This window comes from Candidatus Pelagibacter sp. HIMB1587, from assembly GCF_052047775.1.
Lineage (GTDB): Bacteria > Pseudomonadota > Alphaproteobacteria > Pelagibacterales > Pelagibacteraceae > Pelagibacter.
Genome location: NZ_JBNAJJ010000002.1, coordinates 437,683 through 454,996, shown reverse-complemented (window position 1 = coordinate 454,996; position 17,314 = coordinate 437,683). Strand labels below are relative to the sequence as shown.

Genomic DNA, 17,314 nt, shown 5'->3' with positions numbered 1-17,314 from the left:
ATGGACAATTCAATTAAAAAAGACCTAGCTAGCAATTGGTTCAAATTATTACAAAATGCAATTTGTAATGACATACTTGAATTAGAAAATAACAAAATAAAATTTGTATCAACTTCTTGGAAAAGAAACTCTAAAAAAGATGAAGGAGGTGGTGAATATAGAATTTTAAAAAATGGAAAAATTTTTGAAAAAGTAGGAGTAAATTTCTCAAAGGTATATGGAAAATTTCCTAAAAAATTTCAAAAAAATATACCAGGAGCTGAGAAAGATCCTAGATTTTGGGCTTCAGGAATTTCAATAGTTATGCATATGCAAAATCCACACATTCCAGCTATGCATTTTAATACAAGATATATCAGCACTCAAAAAAATTGGTTTGGAGGGGGAATGGATGTAACCCCGGCCATCAAAGATGATAATGAAAAAAATAAATTTCATAAAACTTTAAAGTCAATGTGTGATCAACATAATAAAAATTATTATAAAAAATATAAAAAATGGTGTGATGAATATTTTTATTTACCCCACAGAAAAGAAGCTAGAGGAATTGGGGGAATTTTTTTTGATTATAAAGATGATAATTTCGAAAAAGATTTTAAATTTGTAAGAGATGTTGGTATTACTTTTCAAATGATCTTTAATGAAATTATTAGAAAAAAAATTAAGAAAAAATGGTCTTTAAAAGAAAAAGAGAAGCAGTATATTAAAAGAGGTCGTTACACAGAATTTAATTTACTGTATGACAGAGGAACTAAATTTGGATTACAAACTGGTGGTAATGTAGAAGGAATTTTAATGTCGTTACCTCCTTTAGCTAAGTGGAAATAAAAAAATGGAAAAAGAACCTATTACCTTAAATGGTTTAAAAAAATTAGAGGAAGAACTTATTTTTTTAAAAGAAAAGAAAAGACCTGAGATCGTTGCCGCAATTGCTGAAGCAAGATCGCATGGAGATCTAAAAGAAAATGCCGAATATCATGCTGCAAAGGAAGAACAATCTCATAATGAAGGTAGGATTACTGAAATAAACGACATAATAGCCAGAGCTAACGTAATTGATGTAACTAAATTAAATAATGAGGGTAAAGTAATTTTTGGATCAACTGTATATCTAGAAGACTTAGATAGTGGAGAAAAAATAAATTATAAAATTGTTGGAAAAGATGAAGCTGACTTAAAACAAAAATTAATTTTCTTTCAGTCCCCAATTGGAAAAGGATTAATAGGTAAAAATAAAAGTGATCTTGTAGAAATAAGTACCCCTTCTGGGATAAAGAATTTTGAAATTAAAGACGTTAAATATATTTAACTCTTTGCAATTTTTTCAACCTGTTTATCTGAAATTTGAAATCCATTTTGAACCCAGGTTTCTTCTATAAGTTTTAACTTATTACCTAAAATTTTACCCTCAGGAATTTTATACTTAGACATTAAAATATTTGCTCCAATTTTTAATTCAGGCAATGTTTTATTTTCGTAAATTTTAAGTAGTTTTAATAATTTATTCTCCACCTTACTTGAATAGAACAATTTAAAATTAATTATATCAATTACAGTTTGTCTACCATTATAGTAAAATATTTTATTAAAGTTTTTTTCTGTAAAACTTTTAATACTCACCTTTTCTTTGAAAAAATAATGAATTAATTTAAGCCTCTTTTGATCTTTTTTTGAGATTTTAAATTTATAAATAAAATAGTCAGTATTGTCTGTTTCATCGATAATCAGCAATGCAATTACAAAAATAAAGTCAAAGTTGCTAATAACTTTGGAACTAAATGAATTCAGCTTCTTAAAATGATTAATATTTTTAAATTGTGGAAATACTATTTCTAATATTTCTAAACTTTGTTGATCTTCAAATAATTTGAGAAAATTTTTTGATTTAACTGTCTTTTTAAATTCATCTAATAATCTTTCAGCAGATAAGTTCGAAATACCTTTGATATTTTTTTTAAATATTTTAATTATCTCTGTTTTATGATTTTCAGTTGAGTAATTAATATGAAAACGGAAATATCTTAATATTCTTAAATAATCCTCTTGAATTCTTTTTTCTGGATCTCCAATAAATTTTAAAACACCTTTGTTTAAATCTAGCTTACCATTTTGTGGATCAAATAAATTTCCTGAACTATCAGAGTAAATAGCATTAATTGTAAAATCTCTTCTTTTTGAATCTTCTTTCCAATCAGAAGTAAATTCAACTTTTGCATGTCTTCCGTCTGTAGCAACGTCTTTTCTAAGTGAAGTAATTTCATAGTTTTTTTCATTTATTACTGCAGTTATCGTGCCGTGTTCTTTACCTGTCTCAAAAAATTTAATTTGATGTTTATTTAGTGCATCACAAACTTCATCTGGTGTAATGTTAGTTGCTAAATCAATGTCATCTACTTCTTCTCGATTTATAATTTTTCTAATACACCCTCCAACAAATCTTAATTCACTATTTTCAGAATAATTGTTAATTGCTTCAAAAATTTTTTTTGCAGGAGTGTTCTGGGATATGTTTTTTATATTTTTACTTATATAATTAAGATTTTTGGACCTAAAAAAAATTTTATCTAAAAATTTATCCATATATATGGCTGGGGCGCTAGGATTCGAACCTAGGATGCAGGTACCAAAAACCCGTGCCTTACCGCTTGGCTACGCCCCAATATTATAGATCCTATAACACAAAAAAAATAAATTTATATAGTTTTTGATACATACAACCAACAATTTTTAAATTTCCTCTTAAATTGAACTTTTGCTGAATTACAGTCTTTGACTGATTTATAGTATGCAATAACTGTAGATCCAGACCCAGTCATTCTTACAAACTCAGGATTATTAGTCTTTTCTAAAAATAACTTAATCTTTTTTATTTGTGGGTATTTTGAAATTGCAACATCTTCTAAAGTATTACTTTGATTTTTTAAAAATTTATAACCAAACATAATTTTTTTTGGATTATTAAATTTTGGTTTTGTAAAATTTTTAACGTTAGAATAAATTTTTTTTGTCGCACAACCAAAATTAGGCTTTATTAAAAGCATATTTAGAGTCGGACAATTAAAAAATTTTTTAATTTTATTGTTTGAAAGTAAAACTGAGCTAGACGGGTTTATACCTAAAATAACATCAGACCCTATTTCAGAGCAAACCTCCAAAATTTTCTTTTCACTAATTTTAATTACCTTTTTTTTATTTAAAAAATTTAAAATACTTGCAGCATTTATAGAACCGCCACCAAGTCCTGCTTTTTGAGGAATATTCTTTGTTATGGAAACTCTAAATTTTTGATTTAGTAATAACTTTTCTCGACCTAATATTTTAAAGAGTTTTTGAACAGTATTTTTTTTTCCAATACCTTTCGCAAATTTCCCTTGAAAAGAAATATTATGTTTTTCATCTCTTATTTTTTTTATTGAAATAACATCATACAAATCAATGAAACTAATGATGCTTTCAATTTTGTGTAATGATTTATTTTTTCCTGTTACATTGAGAGCTAAATTGATTTTAGCATGAGACTTTAAATTTAATTTCATTGAATAGATTTTAAGCCAGTAATCAATTTTTTGTTTATATTTTCTCTCATATCATCTTCTGTATCATCAAAGCTCAACACACTATTCCAAAAATATCTTGCCTGAATTTTTTGATCTAGCTTCCACAATATATCTCCATAATGATCATTTACTATTGGGTCATCAGGCATTAATTCTACAGCTCTTTTTAAATATTTTTCTGCCTCCTCATATTCATCTATCAAGAAATATGCCCAACCAATTGAGTCAATAATATAGGGATCATTACTTTTTAAATCATATGCTATTTTTAACATTTCCATCGCTTCATCTATTTTGTAATCACGTTCTAACCAAGAATAAGCAAGATAATTTAGGACGTATGCATCATTAGGTCTTATTCTTAATGCATGAAGTAAATCTTCATCTGACTTCTCATAATTACCTAATCTTTCGTAACTCCCACCTCTTCTATATAAAATATCCGATTTAATTACAGAAGTATCCTCTAGTGAGAAGATCAATCTTGAATAATAATCGATTGCAAGTTCATAATTTTTAGAGTTTTTATAAAAATTCGCTAAATCAAAAATCATCTTTGGATTAGGTTTTTCAATATTTTTAAATTTAGACTCGATATGGCTTGTGCCTTTTTCATAATTTTGTTCTTTCACTATTATTTGCGCTTCTTTTTTAACTCTAAACCAATAATAAAACTCATCAGTCTCTTTAAATTTTCTTACTATTTTTTTTACCTTGTTGTATTCACCATCTGCAAAGAAATTTTCTGCAACGAGTGATAAATTAAATTCAAATTTAGGATTTAAGTATATTGATAAATTTAAATAAAAGTTTGATTTTTCAAAATTATCTTGTGATGAATAAAGATTTGATATCAAGAATAAAAATTCACTAATTATATCATTATGGTTTCCACATGAGAAAATTTTTTCAAAACTTTTAAACTTATTATTATCTATCCAGCTTTTGGTTTGAGTTAACAAAAGTGTTGAGCCAATATAATCAATTTGATCAATTACTGACTTTGCCTGATCAAACTCCTTATTCTGAATTAGATAATTTATATAAAAAAATATATATCTTGAATAATCACCTTGTTGATTATTAATTAAATTTAAAAAGAAAGAGCTGGTTCTTTGATCATTATAATGACATCTTTGAAACGCCTCAGCTATTAATGATAAGTTTCCAAAATTTTTCTTATTAGGTAAAAGTTTTTTATTTTTAAAAGTGTAAATGTACTGCTTTAAAGTCTCAAAAATTACTAGATTAATTCTATTTTCTTCCTGAAATCTCAAACTTTGATCTAAGTAAATATCAGCTTTATCAAAATCATTTTTTTTCAAACTATCAATTATTAATAAAACATATGCATCAAAAAAATCAGAGTTACTTTTTTTTGAGTTATTTTTTATAACATTAATTGCTTGAGCTACTTTGTTTTCCAATACAAGAGAATTAACGTATCTTTTTAAATAATTGTCATGGCTATTTAGTAAAACTTTACTTAAATTGAAATATTTTAAAGCTTCTGAATTATCTCTATTTTCATAAGCTACAATACCAGAAAAATAATTAGATAAATCTCTTGAGTTGAAATCATTAAAACTTGTACTTTTAGAATAAACGGGTGTCTGATAGGATAACACTAATAATAATATGATTTTAAATATTTTAGATATCATTTAATCCTTGTAAGGTGAAAAAATTGATAAATCAAAACGACAAAATAAACGAAGAATTAATAAATACAATAGAAGCCAATTTTATATTTGATAAAAAACCTATTAATAGGTTTTCTGAGGTCAAAAAAGAAAGTGATATCAATCAAAGAAATAAACAAGATTTATTAGAAAATCTAAAGAAACAATTAAATTCAATTGAAAATTGCAAACTAAGAAATAATTCCAAAAATATTGTTCTTGGAGAAGGAAATATTGATAGTCCTATAATGTTAATAGGAGAAGCTCCAGGTGAAATTGAAGACAAAGTTGGAAACCCTTTTAAAGGAGAGAGTGGAGAGCTTTTAGACAAAATGTTAATAGCAATAAATATTAAAAGAGAAAATATTTATACAAGTTATGCAATAAATTTTAGACCACCAGAGGATAGAAAACCAACTTCACAAGAAATTAAACGTTACTCAAACTTTTTAAAAGAACATATATCTATTATTGATCCCAAAATTATAATTTTAATGGGTAGTACAGCTATGGAAGCTGTTACTGGGATTAATGAAAAAATATCTTCAGAAAGAGGTAAATGGAAGGAAATAATTTTAAATAAAAATACTTATCCTTTAATGATAACTTTTAACCCTTCTTATTTAATTAGATATCCGGATAACAAAAAATATTCATGGGAAGATTTAAAAAAAATAAGAGAAAAAGTTAAAGAGTTAAAATTAACAATCTAATGAAATTAATAGCTGGTGTTGATGAGGTAGGCAGAGGTAGTTTAATAGGTCCTGTTTATGCTGCTGCTGTCATTCTAAAAAAATCTGTGGATCCAAAAATTTTAAAAGACTCAAAAGTGTTGAGTAAAAAAAAGAGAGAATACCTTTTTAATTATATTAAAAAAAATTCAATTTGGTCATTAGGCAAAGCTTCTGTTAGTGAAATTGAAAAACTCAATATACTAAATGCAAGTTTACTAGCTATGAAAAGAGCTATATTAAAATTAACAAAAAAACCAACTCTTATTCTAATAGATGGAAACAAAATTCCAAAATTAAAAAATTATAAATTAAAATCGATCATAAAGGGTGATAAAAAAATTCCCTCAATTTCAGCAGCCTCTATAATAGCAAAGGTATCAAGAGATAGATTAGTTTCTACTCTATCAAAAAAAAACAAAGGTTATCATTGGGATAAAAATTTTGGATATGGAACCAAACAACACTTACAAGCATTAAAGAAACTAGGCATAACCAAACATCATAGAAAAACTTTCTCTCCTATATCTAGATTAACTTAATACTACATCTAGTTATCATTAAAATTCGATACACAAATCGAATCCGATTTTTTCAATCACAGGTTGACCGAGGAATCCATTTGGAGTCTAATTAATTTTTACAAATGAAATCTGATTTTAAAAATAAAATAATTAACGGAGACAGTCTCGAAGAATTAAAAAAAATTCCACGTGAAACTTTTGATTTAATTTTTGCTGACCCTCCATATAATTTACAATTGAAAGGTGAATTGACTAGACCAGATAGATCTAAAGTCAGCGCTGTAAACGACAAGTGGGATCAATTTGAAAATTTTAAAAAATACGATGAGTTCACGTATGAATGGCTTAATGAATGCAAAAGGATTTTGAAAAAAGATGGAGCTATTTGGGTTATAGGTAGTTACCATAATATTTTTAGAGTAGGAACCTCAATACAAAATTTAGGTTTCTGGATACTAAATGATGTCATCTGGAATAAAAATAATCCAATGCCTAACTTTAGAGGCACAAGATTTACAAATGCTCATGAGACTTTAATTTGGGCTTCGAAGAGTGAAAAATCAAAATACACATTCAATTATCAGTCTTTGAAATGTTTAAATGATGATCTCCAGATGAGATCTAATTGGAGTCTTCCTATTTGTAGTGGTTCTGAACGACTTAAAAAAAATGGAAAAAAAATTCACTCTACTCAAAAACCAGAATCACTTTTACATAGAATTTTACTAGCTACATCAAATAAAAATGATCTAGTTCTTGATCCTTTTTTAGGTTCTGGAACTTCTGCTGCAGTTGCAAAAAAACTAGGGAGAAATTATTTTGGTATAGAAAAAGAAAAGAATTATTTTAAAGCTGCTGAGGAACGTTTAAAGGCTACCAAACCAATTGAAGATGATTTATTAGATACACTTAAAAATAACAGATCAAAACCAAGAATTCCATTTGGATCGTTGGTAGAGCTTGGAATAATTAAGCCTGGAACAAATATTTTTGATAACAAGAAAAAAATAACAGCAAGAATAATGGCTGATGGTAGCATCAAACACAACCAAGCGGAAGGTTCTATTCATAAAGTTGCAGCTACTATTTTGGGAGCTGAAAGCTGTAATGGTTGGACATTTTGGCATTGTGATATTAATGGACGAACCTACCCAATCGATTACTTGAGACAAAGATTAATTTCTAAAAATTAATCTTTATAAATTTTACCTAAATAACTTTGCAGAAATTTTTTATTTTTTGTCAAAAGCTTTAAAAAAATGTTTCTAAAAGAGATCATAATCGGATTTGATAAATGAAAAGCAAATTGATTAAAATCAGATCTTCTATTAATCATTTTTACTCTCTCTAATCTAGAATTATAAAAATCATTTTTTTGGTTAATTATAACTTCATGTAATTGATTAGCTCCTTCTATTGATTGTGAGGCTCCCTGAGCAAAAGAAGGAGAGAATGCAAAAAAAGCATCTCCAACTAAATAAATATTTTTTGGAGGAATAAATGGATTTTTACTTACAAACACTGGAAACAATTTTATATCTTCAAGGCTCTGAAATACTTTTGATGAAATTTTTTCGGATAATTTTTCTTTAATGCTCTCAATAAATGTACTTTCATTACAAAGATTGTGGTTTTTTTGCTGATCAGAATTTAACTTATTCTTCAATATCCCAATAAAATTAAAATTTTTATCATTATTAAGTGGATATAATGCATAATGAAAATCTGATCCTAAAAATAAAGAAACATTCTCCTCGTTTATATTATCAAGACTTTCTTTGGATACACTTGCTCTAACAGCTATAGTGTTATTGTAAATTGGTTCTGAATTGATATTTGAAATTAATGACTTTCCTTTTGAAAATACACCATCTGAAATAACTAAATGATCACAAGTTATTTTTTCTTTATCAAAAGTTAAATTTATTAAATCATCACTGTATTCTATGTTGTCTAAACTGCAGTTAAACTGGATTGTATTTTTATCCAGTCGATTTATCAGGAACTGAAGTAATTTTGATCTTTTCAATGTTGTATACTTACAATCATCAGAATTAAATTCTGAAATATTTAAATCACAAATTTTCTTTGAATTTTTAATTTGATAAAAGTCAATTTTTTTTGGATTAAATTTCTCTTTGTCTGACAAGGAAGAGAAGCCTAATTTGTTTAATAACTTTACGCTATTAACAGATAATTGAATGCCATAACCTTCCCCTATTTCTAATGAGGTTTTTTTTTCATAAATTGTGACTTGATAATCTTTATTTCCTTTAAATAAGTTAGCTATAAACAGACCGGAAATACCTGCGCCAATAATTGCTATTTTTTTCATTTTTGACTTTCTAAAAATTTTATTATCTTTTTGGTAAATGTTGGAAGTACATAATTTTCAAGCTTTGCAGGATTTATCCAATTAATATTTTTGTCAAAGTTATGCTTCTTTTTATATTCAATTTTAATATTCATATTCATATTAGATATTTTAAAATTTAAATCTTTATCAAAATTTTTAGGATTATTTAATTGATCCATTGGAAAAATATTTAAATTTTTTAAAAAATTAAATTTATTATTTTTGATTAATAAATATTGATTATTTTTTTTATAAACATTCAATTTATAATATGTTTCCTTGTTAATTTTCTTTAATTTCACTAAATCAAAATTTTTATTTTTAAATGCTTTGCAATTATTAGATAGTGGACATTTATTACAATTAGGGTTTGTAGGTTTACAAATTAATGCACCCAGTTCCATCAAAGCTTGCGCATAATCACTTGATCTTTTTGTCGATGTCCCAAAAATTTTTTTTTGATCTTGTAAGAATTCTTTTTTAATTTGACTTTGTTTCTTTAAATACAGATATCTTTTTAATACTCTTTCAATGTTTCCATCCAAAGGAATTATTGGTTTGTTAAATGCGATTGCTGAAATTGCACTCGCTGTATAATCGCCAATACCTGGTAATGATTTTAATTCATAAAAATCTCTAGGTATTTTTTTATTGAATTTTTTAACAATTATTTGAGCAGTTTTTTTTAAATTTCTTACTCTTGAATAATATCCAAGACCTTCCCAAAGTTTGGTTAATTTTCTATCATTATATTTTGATAACTTTTCAATATTAGGAATATTTTTAATAAATCTATTAAAATAAGGTATCACAGTAGCAACCTGAGTTTGTTGCAACATAAACTCGCTAACCAATGTAAAGTATTGTTTCTTTTCTTGTGAAACCTTATTTCTCCAAGGTAAAGATCTCTTATTTATATCGTACCAATTGAGAATTTTATTTGTTATTATTAGATCTTTCATATGCAATTTAAAAATAATACTAAGCAGAGAAATACTAGCATTCAAGGATTAAGATCTTTCAAAGACACTTTGCCAAAAAATCTAAAAAAAATTATTAATAAAAAAGGTCATATATATTCAGAAACACTCAGTAATTGGAAATATTTAGTCGGGAATGAATTGTTTAAAGTCTGTTTCCCAAAAACATTCAAAAACTCAAATCGATTTGGTGTGAGTACTTTAGTTGTAATGGTTAAAAGGGGCCATGAAGTAGATGTAGAATATTCAAAAAAAAACATTTTAGATAAAATGAATAATTTTTTTGGCTACGATGTTGTTGAAAAGCTCAAATTTATTAGCTTTGATGACGAACAAAAAACTAGCAGTTTGAATGAAATTAAATCTAATAATGTGGCAATTAGTAAATATCGAGATAAAATCAAAGATGTTAAAAACGAAAAGATTAAAAAATCATTAACAGAATTAACAAAAGTTTATAAAGAAAAATGAAAAAAATTATATTACTTGCCATAATTGTTTTAGGAAGCTTTTCAAATTTAAACGCTGAAGAAATAAAAAGAATTATTGTTGGAAATAAAGACGCAAAAATAACTATAATTGCGTTTGAGTCACTAACTTGCAGCCATTGTGCTAATTTTCATAAAAACGTTTATCCAGAACTTAAAAAAGAATATCTGGACACAGGTCTTGCTAAAATAGAATTTAGACATTTTCCTTTAGATATTGCCGCCTTCAACGCTTCAAAAGTTGCTCAATGTAAAAATGATGGTAATGCTGATATTTTGGAAAGTTTATACGCCAACCAACAAAAATGGGTAAAGGGAAGCTCTATTGAAGAAGCAAATAAAAATCTTCAAATATTTTTAAAAAATGAAGGTTTCTCCATCGATTTTGAATCTTGTGTGAATAACAAAAATATTGAGGATTTTGTGTTAAATGACCGAATAGATGGTTCTAAAAACTTCAAGGTAAACTCAACTCCTACGATAATAATAAATAACAAAAAATTCGAAAAAAAACTTAATTATAAAAATTTAAAAAAAGCACTAGAAAAAATGATATAAGTTAGTGCATGGAGTTTAAAAAAATCCAATTAAATGGATTTAAATCATTTGCTGAAAAAACAAATTTCTTGATAGAAGAAGGTCTTACTGGAATTGTTGGTCCTAACGGCTGTGGAAAATCAAACATAGTAGAATCTTTAAGATGGGTAATGGGAGAGACCTCTGCAAAAAGTATGAGAGGTTCAGGAATGGAAGATGTAATTTTTTCTGGTACATCAAATAAAGCATCAAAAAATATCGCAGAAGTTTCTATAGAAGTAGAGAACAAAGAAAAAGAAGGTCCCATCCAATATCGTGAATTAGAAAACATTCAAGTTAGACGAAAAATTGAAAAAGATAAGGGTTCTAAATTTTATATTAATGACAAAGAGGTAAGAGCAAGAGATGCCCAAATGTTTTTTGCAGATCTTTCAACGGGCGCACATTCCCCTTCTATGATTAGCCAAGGAAGAATTGGAGCTTTAGTGACAGCAAAACCTACAGACAGAAGAGCAATACTTGAGGAGGCAGCTGGAATTTCTGGTTTGCATGTAAGAAGACATGAAGCTGAACTTAGACTTGGCGCGGCTGAAAATAATTTAAAAAGAGCTGATGAATTACGAAGACAACAAGAAAAACAATTGGCAAATCTTCAAAAACAAGCGGAAGAAGCTACAAAATACAAATTAATTTCAGAAGAAATAAAAAAAATAGAGGCTGGTCTATATTATCTAAGATTGTTGGATATCGATAAGGAAATAAGAATAGAAAATGAAATTAATACAGAGGCAGGAGGAGAAGTTGAAAATTTCAACAATCAGATATCTGAACTTGAAAACTTAATAAAAACTTCAACTGATAAAGTTGCTCCACTTAGAGAAAAAAATATTGAGAATTTGTCAAGAATACAGAGACTTAATTTGGAACTACAGAACCTAGATGAGGAAAATACTAGAATTCAAGATGAAATTGAAACAATTAAGAAATCAATAAATACTCTAGACGAAGACATAACTAGAGAAAATGGAATTATTATTGATGCTAATTCTAATGAAAAAAGATTAAAGGAAGAAAAGTCAGACTTAATTGAAGTAGATTCAAAATATTTTGAAACAGAAAAGTTATCAAACGAAGATCTAGAAAATGCAAAAAATGAACTTGAAAGAGAGCAAAAAGAAGTTGACGAAGTAGTTAATAATTTAGCTGACGATACAATTAAAATAAGCATTGGTCCTATAAAGAATGTAAAAAATTCAATTACTAGAGCAAAAGAATTAATTGATAGTAATGAGATAAATCAAGCAGTTACATTACTCGATAGATGTAATATGGAATTAGACAATTTTATTAATGATTTAAAAAATGAAAAATCAAGAACAGAGCTATTAAGTGTAAATGAGAAATCTCAAAATATAAAAATACTTCAAGAAAAATATGCTGATGCTTATAGTAAAAATCAGTCAATAAAGAATGAATCAGTAAAAAGAAATGAAAGAATAAAAACAATAGAGACTGAAATAGAAAGCTGGAAAAATCTTTTATCTAATTCAGAAAAGATGGTAAATGAATTAACTGAAAGAAAAAATAAATTATCTAAACAATTAAATGATTTAGAAAATCAGCCAAGAGTACAAGCAGAAAGAAAAGGTCAAATTACAGAAAATTTAAGAATTTCTGATGAAGAAAAAATAGAGAATGAAAAAATTATAGAAGAAACTGATAAAAAAATTGAAACTTTAAGAGCTCAACTAAATGAAATACAAGAGCAATCAATTCAAATTAGAGAGCGAAAAGCTAGCTCAGGTGCAACTATAGAAGGTTTACAAAAAAGAAAAAATGATTTGCTTGATAGGGTTAATACAGAATTAAATTTAACAGAAGAAAATATTTTAGAAAATTCAAATTTATTTGGAGTTGAAGAACTTCCAAATCATGTTGATCAAGAAGATGCATTAGATAAAAAAAAACAACAAAGAGATCAATTGGGTTCTGTAAATTTAAAGGCGGATGAGGAAACTAGTAAGTATGAGGAAGAAATAAAAAAAATGGAACAAGATCGTAGCGACCTAGTTACCGCAATTGTTAAGCTAAAAGACAGTATTGATGAGCTAAATCAAAAAGGAAGGGAAAGACTTGTTGAGGCATTTGAAAAAGTTAACAGAAAATTTAATGAGGTTTATACAAAACTTTTTAATGGAGGAAATGCCAAGCTTGAATTGGTAGACTCTGATGATCCATTAGAAGCTGGTTTAGAAATGTTGGTCAGTCCACCAGGAAAAAGGCTTCAATCTATAACTTTATTATCTGGTGGTGAACAAGCACTTACTGCCCTATCTTTGATATTTGCAGTATTTTTAACTAACCCTTCTCCAATTTGTGTTTTAGATGAGGTGGATGCTCCCCTTGATGATGCTAACGTTACAAGATTTTGTAGCTTGCTAGAGGAGTTAATTAAAATTACTAACACTAAATTTATAATTGTTACTCACCACGCCTTAACAATGTCTAAAATGAACAGGCTATATGGGGTAACTATGCCTCAAAAAGGGATAAGCCAACTGGTAGCTGTAGACCTTCAAAAAGCAGAAAGTATGGTTGCTTAACCAAAATAAATGGCAAAAGACCCTTTTAAAACTCGCTTAGAGATTGCAAAAAGCAAGATTTCTAAGAAAAATCTTTATAACAAGAAGGATAATCCCTCGCCTATTGGAACTGCATTCAAATTGAGCACAGAACTTGTTTCTGCAGTGGCCGTCGGGACAATTATTGGGTTTATTTTTGACAAGACCTTTGGTACTAAACCCTGGTTTATATTAATATTTTTTTTTGTTGGGGTGATCGCTGGAATAACAAACGTGATTAGATCAGCAAAAAAGATGCAAAAATAAGTTAGTACTATGGCAGCAAACCCGATGTCCCAATTCGATGTTTATAGAATTGGACCTGAAATAAAAGTTGGAGCATTTGATATATCTTTTACAAACGCAAGTTTGTTTATGATTATAAGTACAGTTTCTATTTTATTAATTTTTAATTTAGGATCTAAGAAAAATTCAATCTTACCAAATAAAATTCAATTATTAGCGGAACTTAGCTACACCTTTGTTGCTAAAATGATTAGTGATACAGCTGGTTCTAAAGCAAAACCATATTTTGCATTTATTTTTTCATTGTTCATGTTTGTTTTATTTTGCAACATGTTTGGAATGATACCATACACATTCACTGTAACTAGTCATATTATCGTTACATTTGTTCTTGCTGCATTCATCTTTATTGGCGTAACAGTAATTGGATTTATTAAACATGGTTTTGGATATTTAAAATTGTTTGTACCAAGTGGAGTACCAGCGGTATTACTTCCTTTAATAGTAGTTATTGAAATTATTTCTTATTTAAGTAGACCAATAAGTCTATCAGTTAGATTATTTGCAAATATGATGGCTGGTCATACAATGATGAAAGTTTTCGGAGGCTTTGTAATTAGTCTTGGAATAGTTGGTGGATGGCTTCCACTAAGTTTTTCGGTTGCATTAACTGGTTTGGAGATATTAGTTGCTTTTCTTCAAGCATATGTTTTTGCAATTTTAACCTGCATCTATTTAAATGATGCATTAAATTTACACCATTAATAACAGAGGAGGATATAATGGAATTAGAAGCAGCAAAAATGATCGGAGCAGGTTTAGCAGCAATAGCTTTAGCTGGTGCCGGTGTTGGTATTGGAATAATTTTTGGAAATTATTTATCAGGTGCTATGAGAAACCCATCAGCAGCTCAGAAACAATTTCCTAACCTACTTTTAGGTTTTGCACTTGCTGAAGCAACAGGATTATTTGGATTAGTTGTTGCATTGATTATTTTATTTGCGTTTTAAGTTAATGGTCAAAAAAATATATCTTCATCTAATATTTTTAAGCTTCTTTTTTATTAAAGAAGCTTTTGCCGCTGAAAGTGGAGGTATGCCTCAATTAAATCCAGAGTTTTGGGTTTCTCAGATTTTCTGGTTGGTGCTTACTTTTGGGATAATGTATTTGGTTTTATCTAAATTAATTCTTCCAAAAATTAGTAACAACTTAGAGTCTAGAAAATCTCAAATTCTAGAAAATATTGAGGCAGCTGAAAAACAAAGGGAAGATAGTGAGACCAAGCTTAAAGAATATGATCAAATAATTTTAAAAAGCAAAACTGAAGCTAATGCTATGTTTAATCAAGCTAGAGAAAAAGCAGTCAAAGATATAAACGCTAAAAGAGACGTTCTTGATAAACAAATAGATGACGAAATAGCTAAAGCGGAAAAAGAAATCCAAGCTTTAAGAGATAATGCGCCTGACAAAATAAATAAAATTGCTATAGAAACGTCGTCTGAGTTACTTCAGAAACTTATTGGTGCTGAAGTAAATAATAGCAGTATTTCAGCAATTGTTGACGATCTATCTAGAAGAAATGGAGATAAATACTATGGCAATTGATGCAACTTTCTGGGTAGCTATTTCATTTGTAATCTTCATCGGGGTTTTAGTTTACTTTAAAATTCCACAAAAAGTTTCTCAAATGCTTGATGGTATGATTTCTGATATCAAAAATGAGATAGATGAAAGTGAAAAATTGAGAACAGAAGCAAAAACTTTACTCGATAATGCTCAAAAAAAATTAGATACCGCTACTTCAGTAAGTAATGAAATTTTGGAAAATGCAAAAAAAGAGTCGGATAAATTAATAATAGATTTAAACGATAAATTTCATAAATCATCAGAAATTAAAAAAAGTTTGGCTGAAAATAAAATTAGCCAAATGAAAGAGGCTGCATTGAAAGAAATAAAAGATGCTTCAATCAAAATAGCGGTAGACTCAGTAAAAAAAATCATAACCACATCAGTTGATAAATCTAAACTGGATGCTGTATTTCAAAAAAATTTAGAAGAAACTAAAGAACAACTAAAAAAAATAAACTCATAATACGGTTACAATTTCCTGAAAAAACTATAAATTACAGCAATGAATTGTATAGTTATTGGTTCTGGATTTGGTGGTATTGCTGCAGCAATAAGACTAAGAGCCAAAGGACATAAAGTAAAATTAATAGAAAAACATTCAGATCTAGGTGGAAGAGCTAGAGTTTTCAAAAAAGATGGTTTTACCTTTGATGCTGGGCCAACAGTAATAACAGCTCCATATTTAATTAACGAACTATTCAGTTTGTTTGATAAAAATCCTGAGGACTACATAGAACTAACCCCACTTAAAATTTGGTATCAATTTGTTTTTGAGGACCAAACTAAATTTAATTACTCAGGTGATGAAATAGAAATGAAAAAACAAATCGAAAATTTAAATCAAAAAGATGTTAAGGGGTATGAAGATTTAGTAAATTTTACCAAAAAAATTTTTGAGAAAGGATTTTTAGAACTTGCAGATGTTCCATTTGATAGACCCTTTTTTATGATGAAACAGCTGCCAGCATTATTAAAACTTAAGAGTTATAAATCAGTTTATTCATTAGTATCGTCTTATGTAAAAAATGAAAAATTAAGAAGGATGCTTAGTATGCATCCACTTTTGGTTGGTGGTAATCCGTTCACAACTACCTCAATTTATGGGCTAATTCTTTATTTAGAAAAAAAATGGGGCATTCATTATTCAATGGGTGGTACGGGAAATATAATTAAAGGATTTGAAAAGTTAATGGAGGAAATAGAAATCGAAATAGTAAAAAATACTGAGGTAAAAGAAATTATTACTAAAAATAATAAAATTACTGGTGTTGTAGTTGACAATGAAGAGATTATCGAGGCTGATAATGTTATTTGTAATGCCGACCCTCCTGCTTTTTATGAAAAGATGACTAGTAAAAACTTAAAAAATTCAATGCTGTTTGATTGGAAACAAAAGAGGATGGATTACTCAATGGGTTTATTTGTTTATTATTTTGGAACCAAAAAAGTCTATGAAAACGTTGAGCACCACACAATTAAATTTGGAAACAAATATAAAGAACATCTGGATGATATTTTTGATTATAAAAAATTAAATAACGATATTAGCTATTATCTACATAGACCTTCTGCAACAGATAAGAGCATGGCTCCTGAGGGTAGTGATTGTTTTTATGTATTGGTGCCAGTTCCAAATAATCAATCAAATATAGATTGGCAAATAGAAGGTGAAAAAATGAAAAATCTTGTGGTTGATAAAATGGAAAATGATTTAATGCCAAATCTTAGAGATAATATTGTATCAGACTTTTATCTTACACCTGATTATTTTGAGAAAGAACTAAATACAAAATATGGATCAGGCTTTTCAATTCAGCCTAAATTCACTCAATCAGCTTATTTTAGATTTCATAATAAATCAGAGATTTATGATGGTTTATATTTTGTTGGTGCTGGAACTCACCCAGGTGCGGGAGTACCAGGAGTACTTTCGTCAGCAAAAGTATTAGATAAATTGATTTAG

General features: G+C 27.8%; 19 protein-coding genes and 1 tRNA gene. 14 read left to right on the top strand and 6 right to left on the bottom strand.

The annotated features are described in order from the left end of the window. Both hemF and greA read left to right on the top strand, forming a co-directional pair. Window positions 1–828, top strand: a complete 828-nt coding sequence (gene hemF, locus ACTTBE_RS06910) for an oxygen-dependent coproporphyrinogen oxidase (RefSeq protein WP_440613797.1) — start codon at window positions 1–3, stop codon at window positions 826–828. 4 nt (window positions 829–832) lie between these two features. Then, window positions 833–1,309, top strand: a complete 477-nt coding sequence (greA, locus tag ACTTBE_RS06905; RefSeq protein ID WP_075506396.1) for a transcription elongation factor GreA — start codon at window positions 833–835, stop codon at window positions 1,307–1,309. Here the strand turns inward: greA and ACTTBE_RS06900 are convergent. The 4 genes from ACTTBE_RS06900 to ACTTBE_RS06885 form a co-directional block, all read right to left on the bottom strand. Further along, window positions 1,306–2,580, bottom strand: coding sequence for a CCA tRNA nucleotidyltransferase (locus ACTTBE_RS06900; RefSeq protein ID WP_440677707.1), 1,275 nt, complete (start codon window positions 2,578–2,580; stop codon window positions 1,306–1,308). The genes greA and ACTTBE_RS06900 overlap by 4 nt on opposite strands. Window positions 2,581–2,585: 5 nt before the next feature. Next, window positions 2,586–2,659 (bottom strand) — tRNA-Gln (locus tag ACTTBE_RS06895). Window positions 2,660–2,693: 34 nt separating this feature from the next. Next, on the bottom strand, window positions 2,694–3,536 hold the full coding sequence (locus ACTTBE_RS06890; RefSeq protein ID WP_075506398.1) for a 4-(cytidine 5'-diphospho)-2-C-methyl-D-erythritol kinase: 843 nt from the start codon (window positions 3,534–3,536) through the stop codon (window positions 2,694–2,696). After that, window positions 3,533–5,221 carry a tetratricopeptide repeat protein gene (locus tag ACTTBE_RS06885; RefSeq protein WP_440677706.1) on the bottom strand — a complete coding sequence of 563 codons (1,689 nt, stop codon included), beginning with the start codon at window positions 5,219–5,221 and terminating at the stop codon, window positions 3,533–3,535. Before ACTTBE_RS06885 ends, ACTTBE_RS06890 begins: the two co-directional genes overlap by 4 nt. Before the next feature lie 14 nt (window positions 5,222–5,235). Between ACTTBE_RS06885 and ACTTBE_RS06880 the strand changes: the two genes are divergently transcribed. The 3 genes from ACTTBE_RS06880 (at window position 5,236) to ACTTBE_RS06870 (ending at window position 7,687) form a co-directional block, all read left to right on the top strand. After that, window positions 5,236–5,952 carry a uracil-DNA glycosylase gene (locus ACTTBE_RS06880; RefSeq protein ID WP_440677705.1) on the top strand — a complete coding sequence of 239 codons (717 nt, stop codon included), beginning with the start codon at window positions 5,236–5,238 and terminating at the stop codon, window positions 5,950–5,952. After that, window positions 5,952–6,512 carry a ribonuclease HII gene (locus tag ACTTBE_RS06875; RefSeq protein WP_440613792.1) on the top strand — a complete coding sequence of 187 codons (561 nt, stop codon included), beginning with the start codon at window positions 5,952–5,954 and terminating at the stop codon, window positions 6,510–6,512. The genes ACTTBE_RS06880 and ACTTBE_RS06875 overlap by 1 nt, the downstream gene beginning before the upstream one ends. 104 nt (window positions 6,513–6,616) lie before the next feature. Continuing rightward, window positions 6,617–7,687 carry a site-specific DNA-methyltransferase gene (locus tag ACTTBE_RS06870; RefSeq protein WP_440677704.1) on the top strand — a complete coding sequence of 357 codons (1,071 nt, stop codon included), beginning with the start codon at window positions 6,617–6,619 and terminating at the stop codon, window positions 7,685–7,687. Here the strand turns inward: ACTTBE_RS06870 and ACTTBE_RS06865 are convergent. Both ACTTBE_RS06865 and ACTTBE_RS06860 read right to left on the bottom strand, forming a co-directional pair. Beyond that, window positions 7,684–8,829, bottom strand: coding sequence for a salicylate 1-monooxygenase (locus tag ACTTBE_RS06865; protein ID WP_440677703.1), 1,146 nt, complete (start codon window positions 8,827–8,829; stop codon window positions 7,684–7,686). The genes ACTTBE_RS06870 and ACTTBE_RS06865 overlap by 4 nt on opposite strands. Further along, window positions 8,826–9,812, bottom strand: a complete 987-nt coding sequence (locus ACTTBE_RS06860) for an A/G-specific adenine glycosylase (RefSeq protein WP_262589775.1) — start codon at window positions 9,810–9,812, stop codon at window positions 8,826–8,828. The genes ACTTBE_RS06865 and ACTTBE_RS06860 overlap by 4 nt, the downstream gene beginning before the upstream one ends. On the opposite strand from ACTTBE_RS06860, the gene ACTTBE_RS06855 reads away from it, so the two are divergent. The 9 genes from ACTTBE_RS06855 to crtI are packed head-to-tail and all read left to right on the top strand — an operon-like array spanning window position 9,813 to window position 17,314. Beyond that, complete coding sequence (locus tag ACTTBE_RS06855; RefSeq protein WP_075506404.1) at window positions 9,813–10,301, top strand: DUF721 domain-containing protein; 489 nt, start codon at window positions 9,813–9,815, stop codon at window positions 10,299–10,301. Then, window positions 10,298–10,876 carry a DsbA family protein gene (locus ACTTBE_RS06850; RefSeq protein ID WP_262589778.1) on the top strand — a complete coding sequence of 193 codons (579 nt, stop codon included), beginning with the start codon at window positions 10,298–10,300 and terminating at the stop codon, window positions 10,874–10,876. The genes ACTTBE_RS06855 and ACTTBE_RS06850 overlap by 4 nt, the downstream gene beginning before the upstream one ends. Window positions 10,877–10,884: 8 nt before the next feature. Beyond that, complete coding sequence (locus ACTTBE_RS06845; protein ID WP_440677702.1) at window positions 10,885–13,458, top strand: chromosome segregation SMC family protein; 2,574 nt, start codon at window positions 10,885–10,887, stop codon at window positions 13,456–13,458. Between the two features lie 9 nt (window positions 13,459–13,467). Beyond that, window positions 13,468–13,743 (top strand): AtpZ/AtpI family protein, encoded by a 276-nt coding sequence (locus tag ACTTBE_RS06840; protein WP_075506407.1) that lies wholly within the window; start codon window positions 13,468–13,470, stop codon window positions 13,741–13,743. Between the two features lie 9 nt (window positions 13,744–13,752). Beyond that, window positions 13,753–14,487: a F0F1 ATP synthase subunit A gene (locus ACTTBE_RS06835; protein WP_075506408.1), complete on the top strand. Its 735-nt coding sequence runs from the start codon at window positions 13,753–13,755 to the stop codon at window positions 14,485–14,487. 17 nt (window positions 14,488–14,504) lie between these two features. Next, entirely contained in the window at window positions 14,505–14,732 is a 228-nt protein-coding gene (locus tag ACTTBE_RS06830) for a F0F1 ATP synthase subunit C (protein WP_006997791.1), read from the top strand. 4 nt (window positions 14,733–14,736) lie between these two features. Further along, window positions 14,737–15,327: a F0F1 ATP synthase subunit B family protein gene (locus tag ACTTBE_RS06825; RefSeq protein WP_075506409.1), complete on the top strand. Its 591-nt coding sequence runs from the start codon at window positions 14,737–14,739 to the stop codon at window positions 15,325–15,327. Beyond that, window positions 15,302–15,814, top strand: a complete 513-nt coding sequence (locus ACTTBE_RS06820) for a F0F1 ATP synthase subunit B family protein (RefSeq protein WP_428080956.1) — start codon at window positions 15,302–15,304, stop codon at window positions 15,812–15,814. Before ACTTBE_RS06825 ends, ACTTBE_RS06820 begins: the two co-directional genes overlap by 26 nt. Window positions 15,815–15,853: 39 nt before the next feature. Further along, window positions 15,854–17,314 (top strand): phytoene desaturase family protein, encoded by a 1,461-nt coding sequence (gene crtI, locus ACTTBE_RS06815; RefSeq protein WP_440677701.1) that lies wholly within the window; start codon window positions 15,854–15,856, stop codon window positions 17,312–17,314.

Excerpts from the sequence above, each read along its gene's own strand:
- ACTTBE_RS06825 (WP_075506409.1), top strand. The coding sequence starts at position 14,737 with ATGGTCAAAAAAATATATCTTCATCTAATATTTTTAAGCTTCTTTTTT.
- ACTTBE_RS06835 (WP_075506408.1), top strand. The coding sequence starts at position 13,753 with ATGGCAGCAAACCCGATGTCCCAATTCGATGTTTATAGAATTGGACCT.
- ACTTBE_RS06870 (WP_440677704.1), top strand. The coding sequence starts at position 6,617 with ATGAAATCTGATTTTAAAAATAAAATAATTAACGGAGACAGTCTCGAA.
- ACTTBE_RS06830 (WP_006997791.1), top strand. The coding sequence starts at position 14,505 with ATGGAATTAGAAGCAGCAAAAATGATCGGAGCAGGTTTAGCAGCAATA.
- ACTTBE_RS06820 (WP_428080956.1), top strand. The coding sequence starts at position 15,302 with ATGGAGATAAATACTATGGCAATTGATGCAACTTTCTGGGTAGCTATT.
- ACTTBE_RS06845 (WP_440677702.1), top strand. The coding sequence starts at position 10,885 with ATGGAGTTTAAAAAAATCCAATTAAATGGATTTAAATCATTTGCTGAA.
- ACTTBE_RS06840 (WP_075506407.1), top strand. The coding sequence starts at position 13,468 with ATGGCAAAAGACCCTTTTAAAACTCGCTTAGAGATTGCAAAAAGCAAG.
- ACTTBE_RS06900 (WP_440677707.1), bottom strand. The coding sequence starts at position 2,580 with ATGGATAAATTTTTAGATAAAATTTTTTTTAGGTCCAAAAATCTTAAT.
- ACTTBE_RS06865 (WP_440677703.1), bottom strand. The coding sequence starts at position 8,829 with ATGAAAAAAATAGCAATTATTGGCGCAGGTATTTCCGGTCTGTTTATA.
- ACTTBE_RS06860 (WP_262589775.1), bottom strand. The coding sequence starts at position 9,812 with ATGAAAGATCTAATAATAACAAATAAAATTCTCAATTGGTACGATATA.
- ACTTBE_RS06875 (WP_440613792.1), top strand. The coding sequence starts at position 5,952 with ATGAAATTAATAGCTGGTGTTGATGAGGTAGGCAGAGGTAGTTTAATA.
- ACTTBE_RS06855 (WP_075506404.1), top strand. The coding sequence starts at position 9,813 with ATGCAATTTAAAAATAATACTAAGCAGAGAAATACTAGCATTCAAGGA.
- hemF (WP_440613797.1), top strand. The coding sequence starts at position 1 with ATGGACAATTCAATTAAAAAAGACCTAGCTAGCAATTGGTTCAAATTA.
- ACTTBE_RS06885 (WP_440677706.1), bottom strand. The coding sequence starts at position 5,221 with ATGATATCTAAAATATTTAAAATCATATTATTATTAGTGTTATCCTAT.
- ACTTBE_RS06850 (WP_262589778.1), top strand. The coding sequence starts at position 10,298 with ATGAAAAAAATTATATTACTTGCCATAATTGTTTTAGGAAGCTTTTCA.
- ACTTBE_RS06890 (WP_075506398.1), bottom strand. The coding sequence starts at position 3,536 with ATGAAATTAAATTTAAAGTCTCATGCTAAAATCAATTTAGCTCTCAAT.
- greA (WP_075506396.1), top strand. The coding sequence starts at position 833 with ATGGAAAAAGAACCTATTACCTTAAATGGTTTAAAAAAATTAGAGGAA.
- crtI (WP_440677701.1), top strand. The coding sequence starts at position 15,854 with ATGAATTGTATAGTTATTGGTTCTGGATTTGGTGGTATTGCTGCAGCA.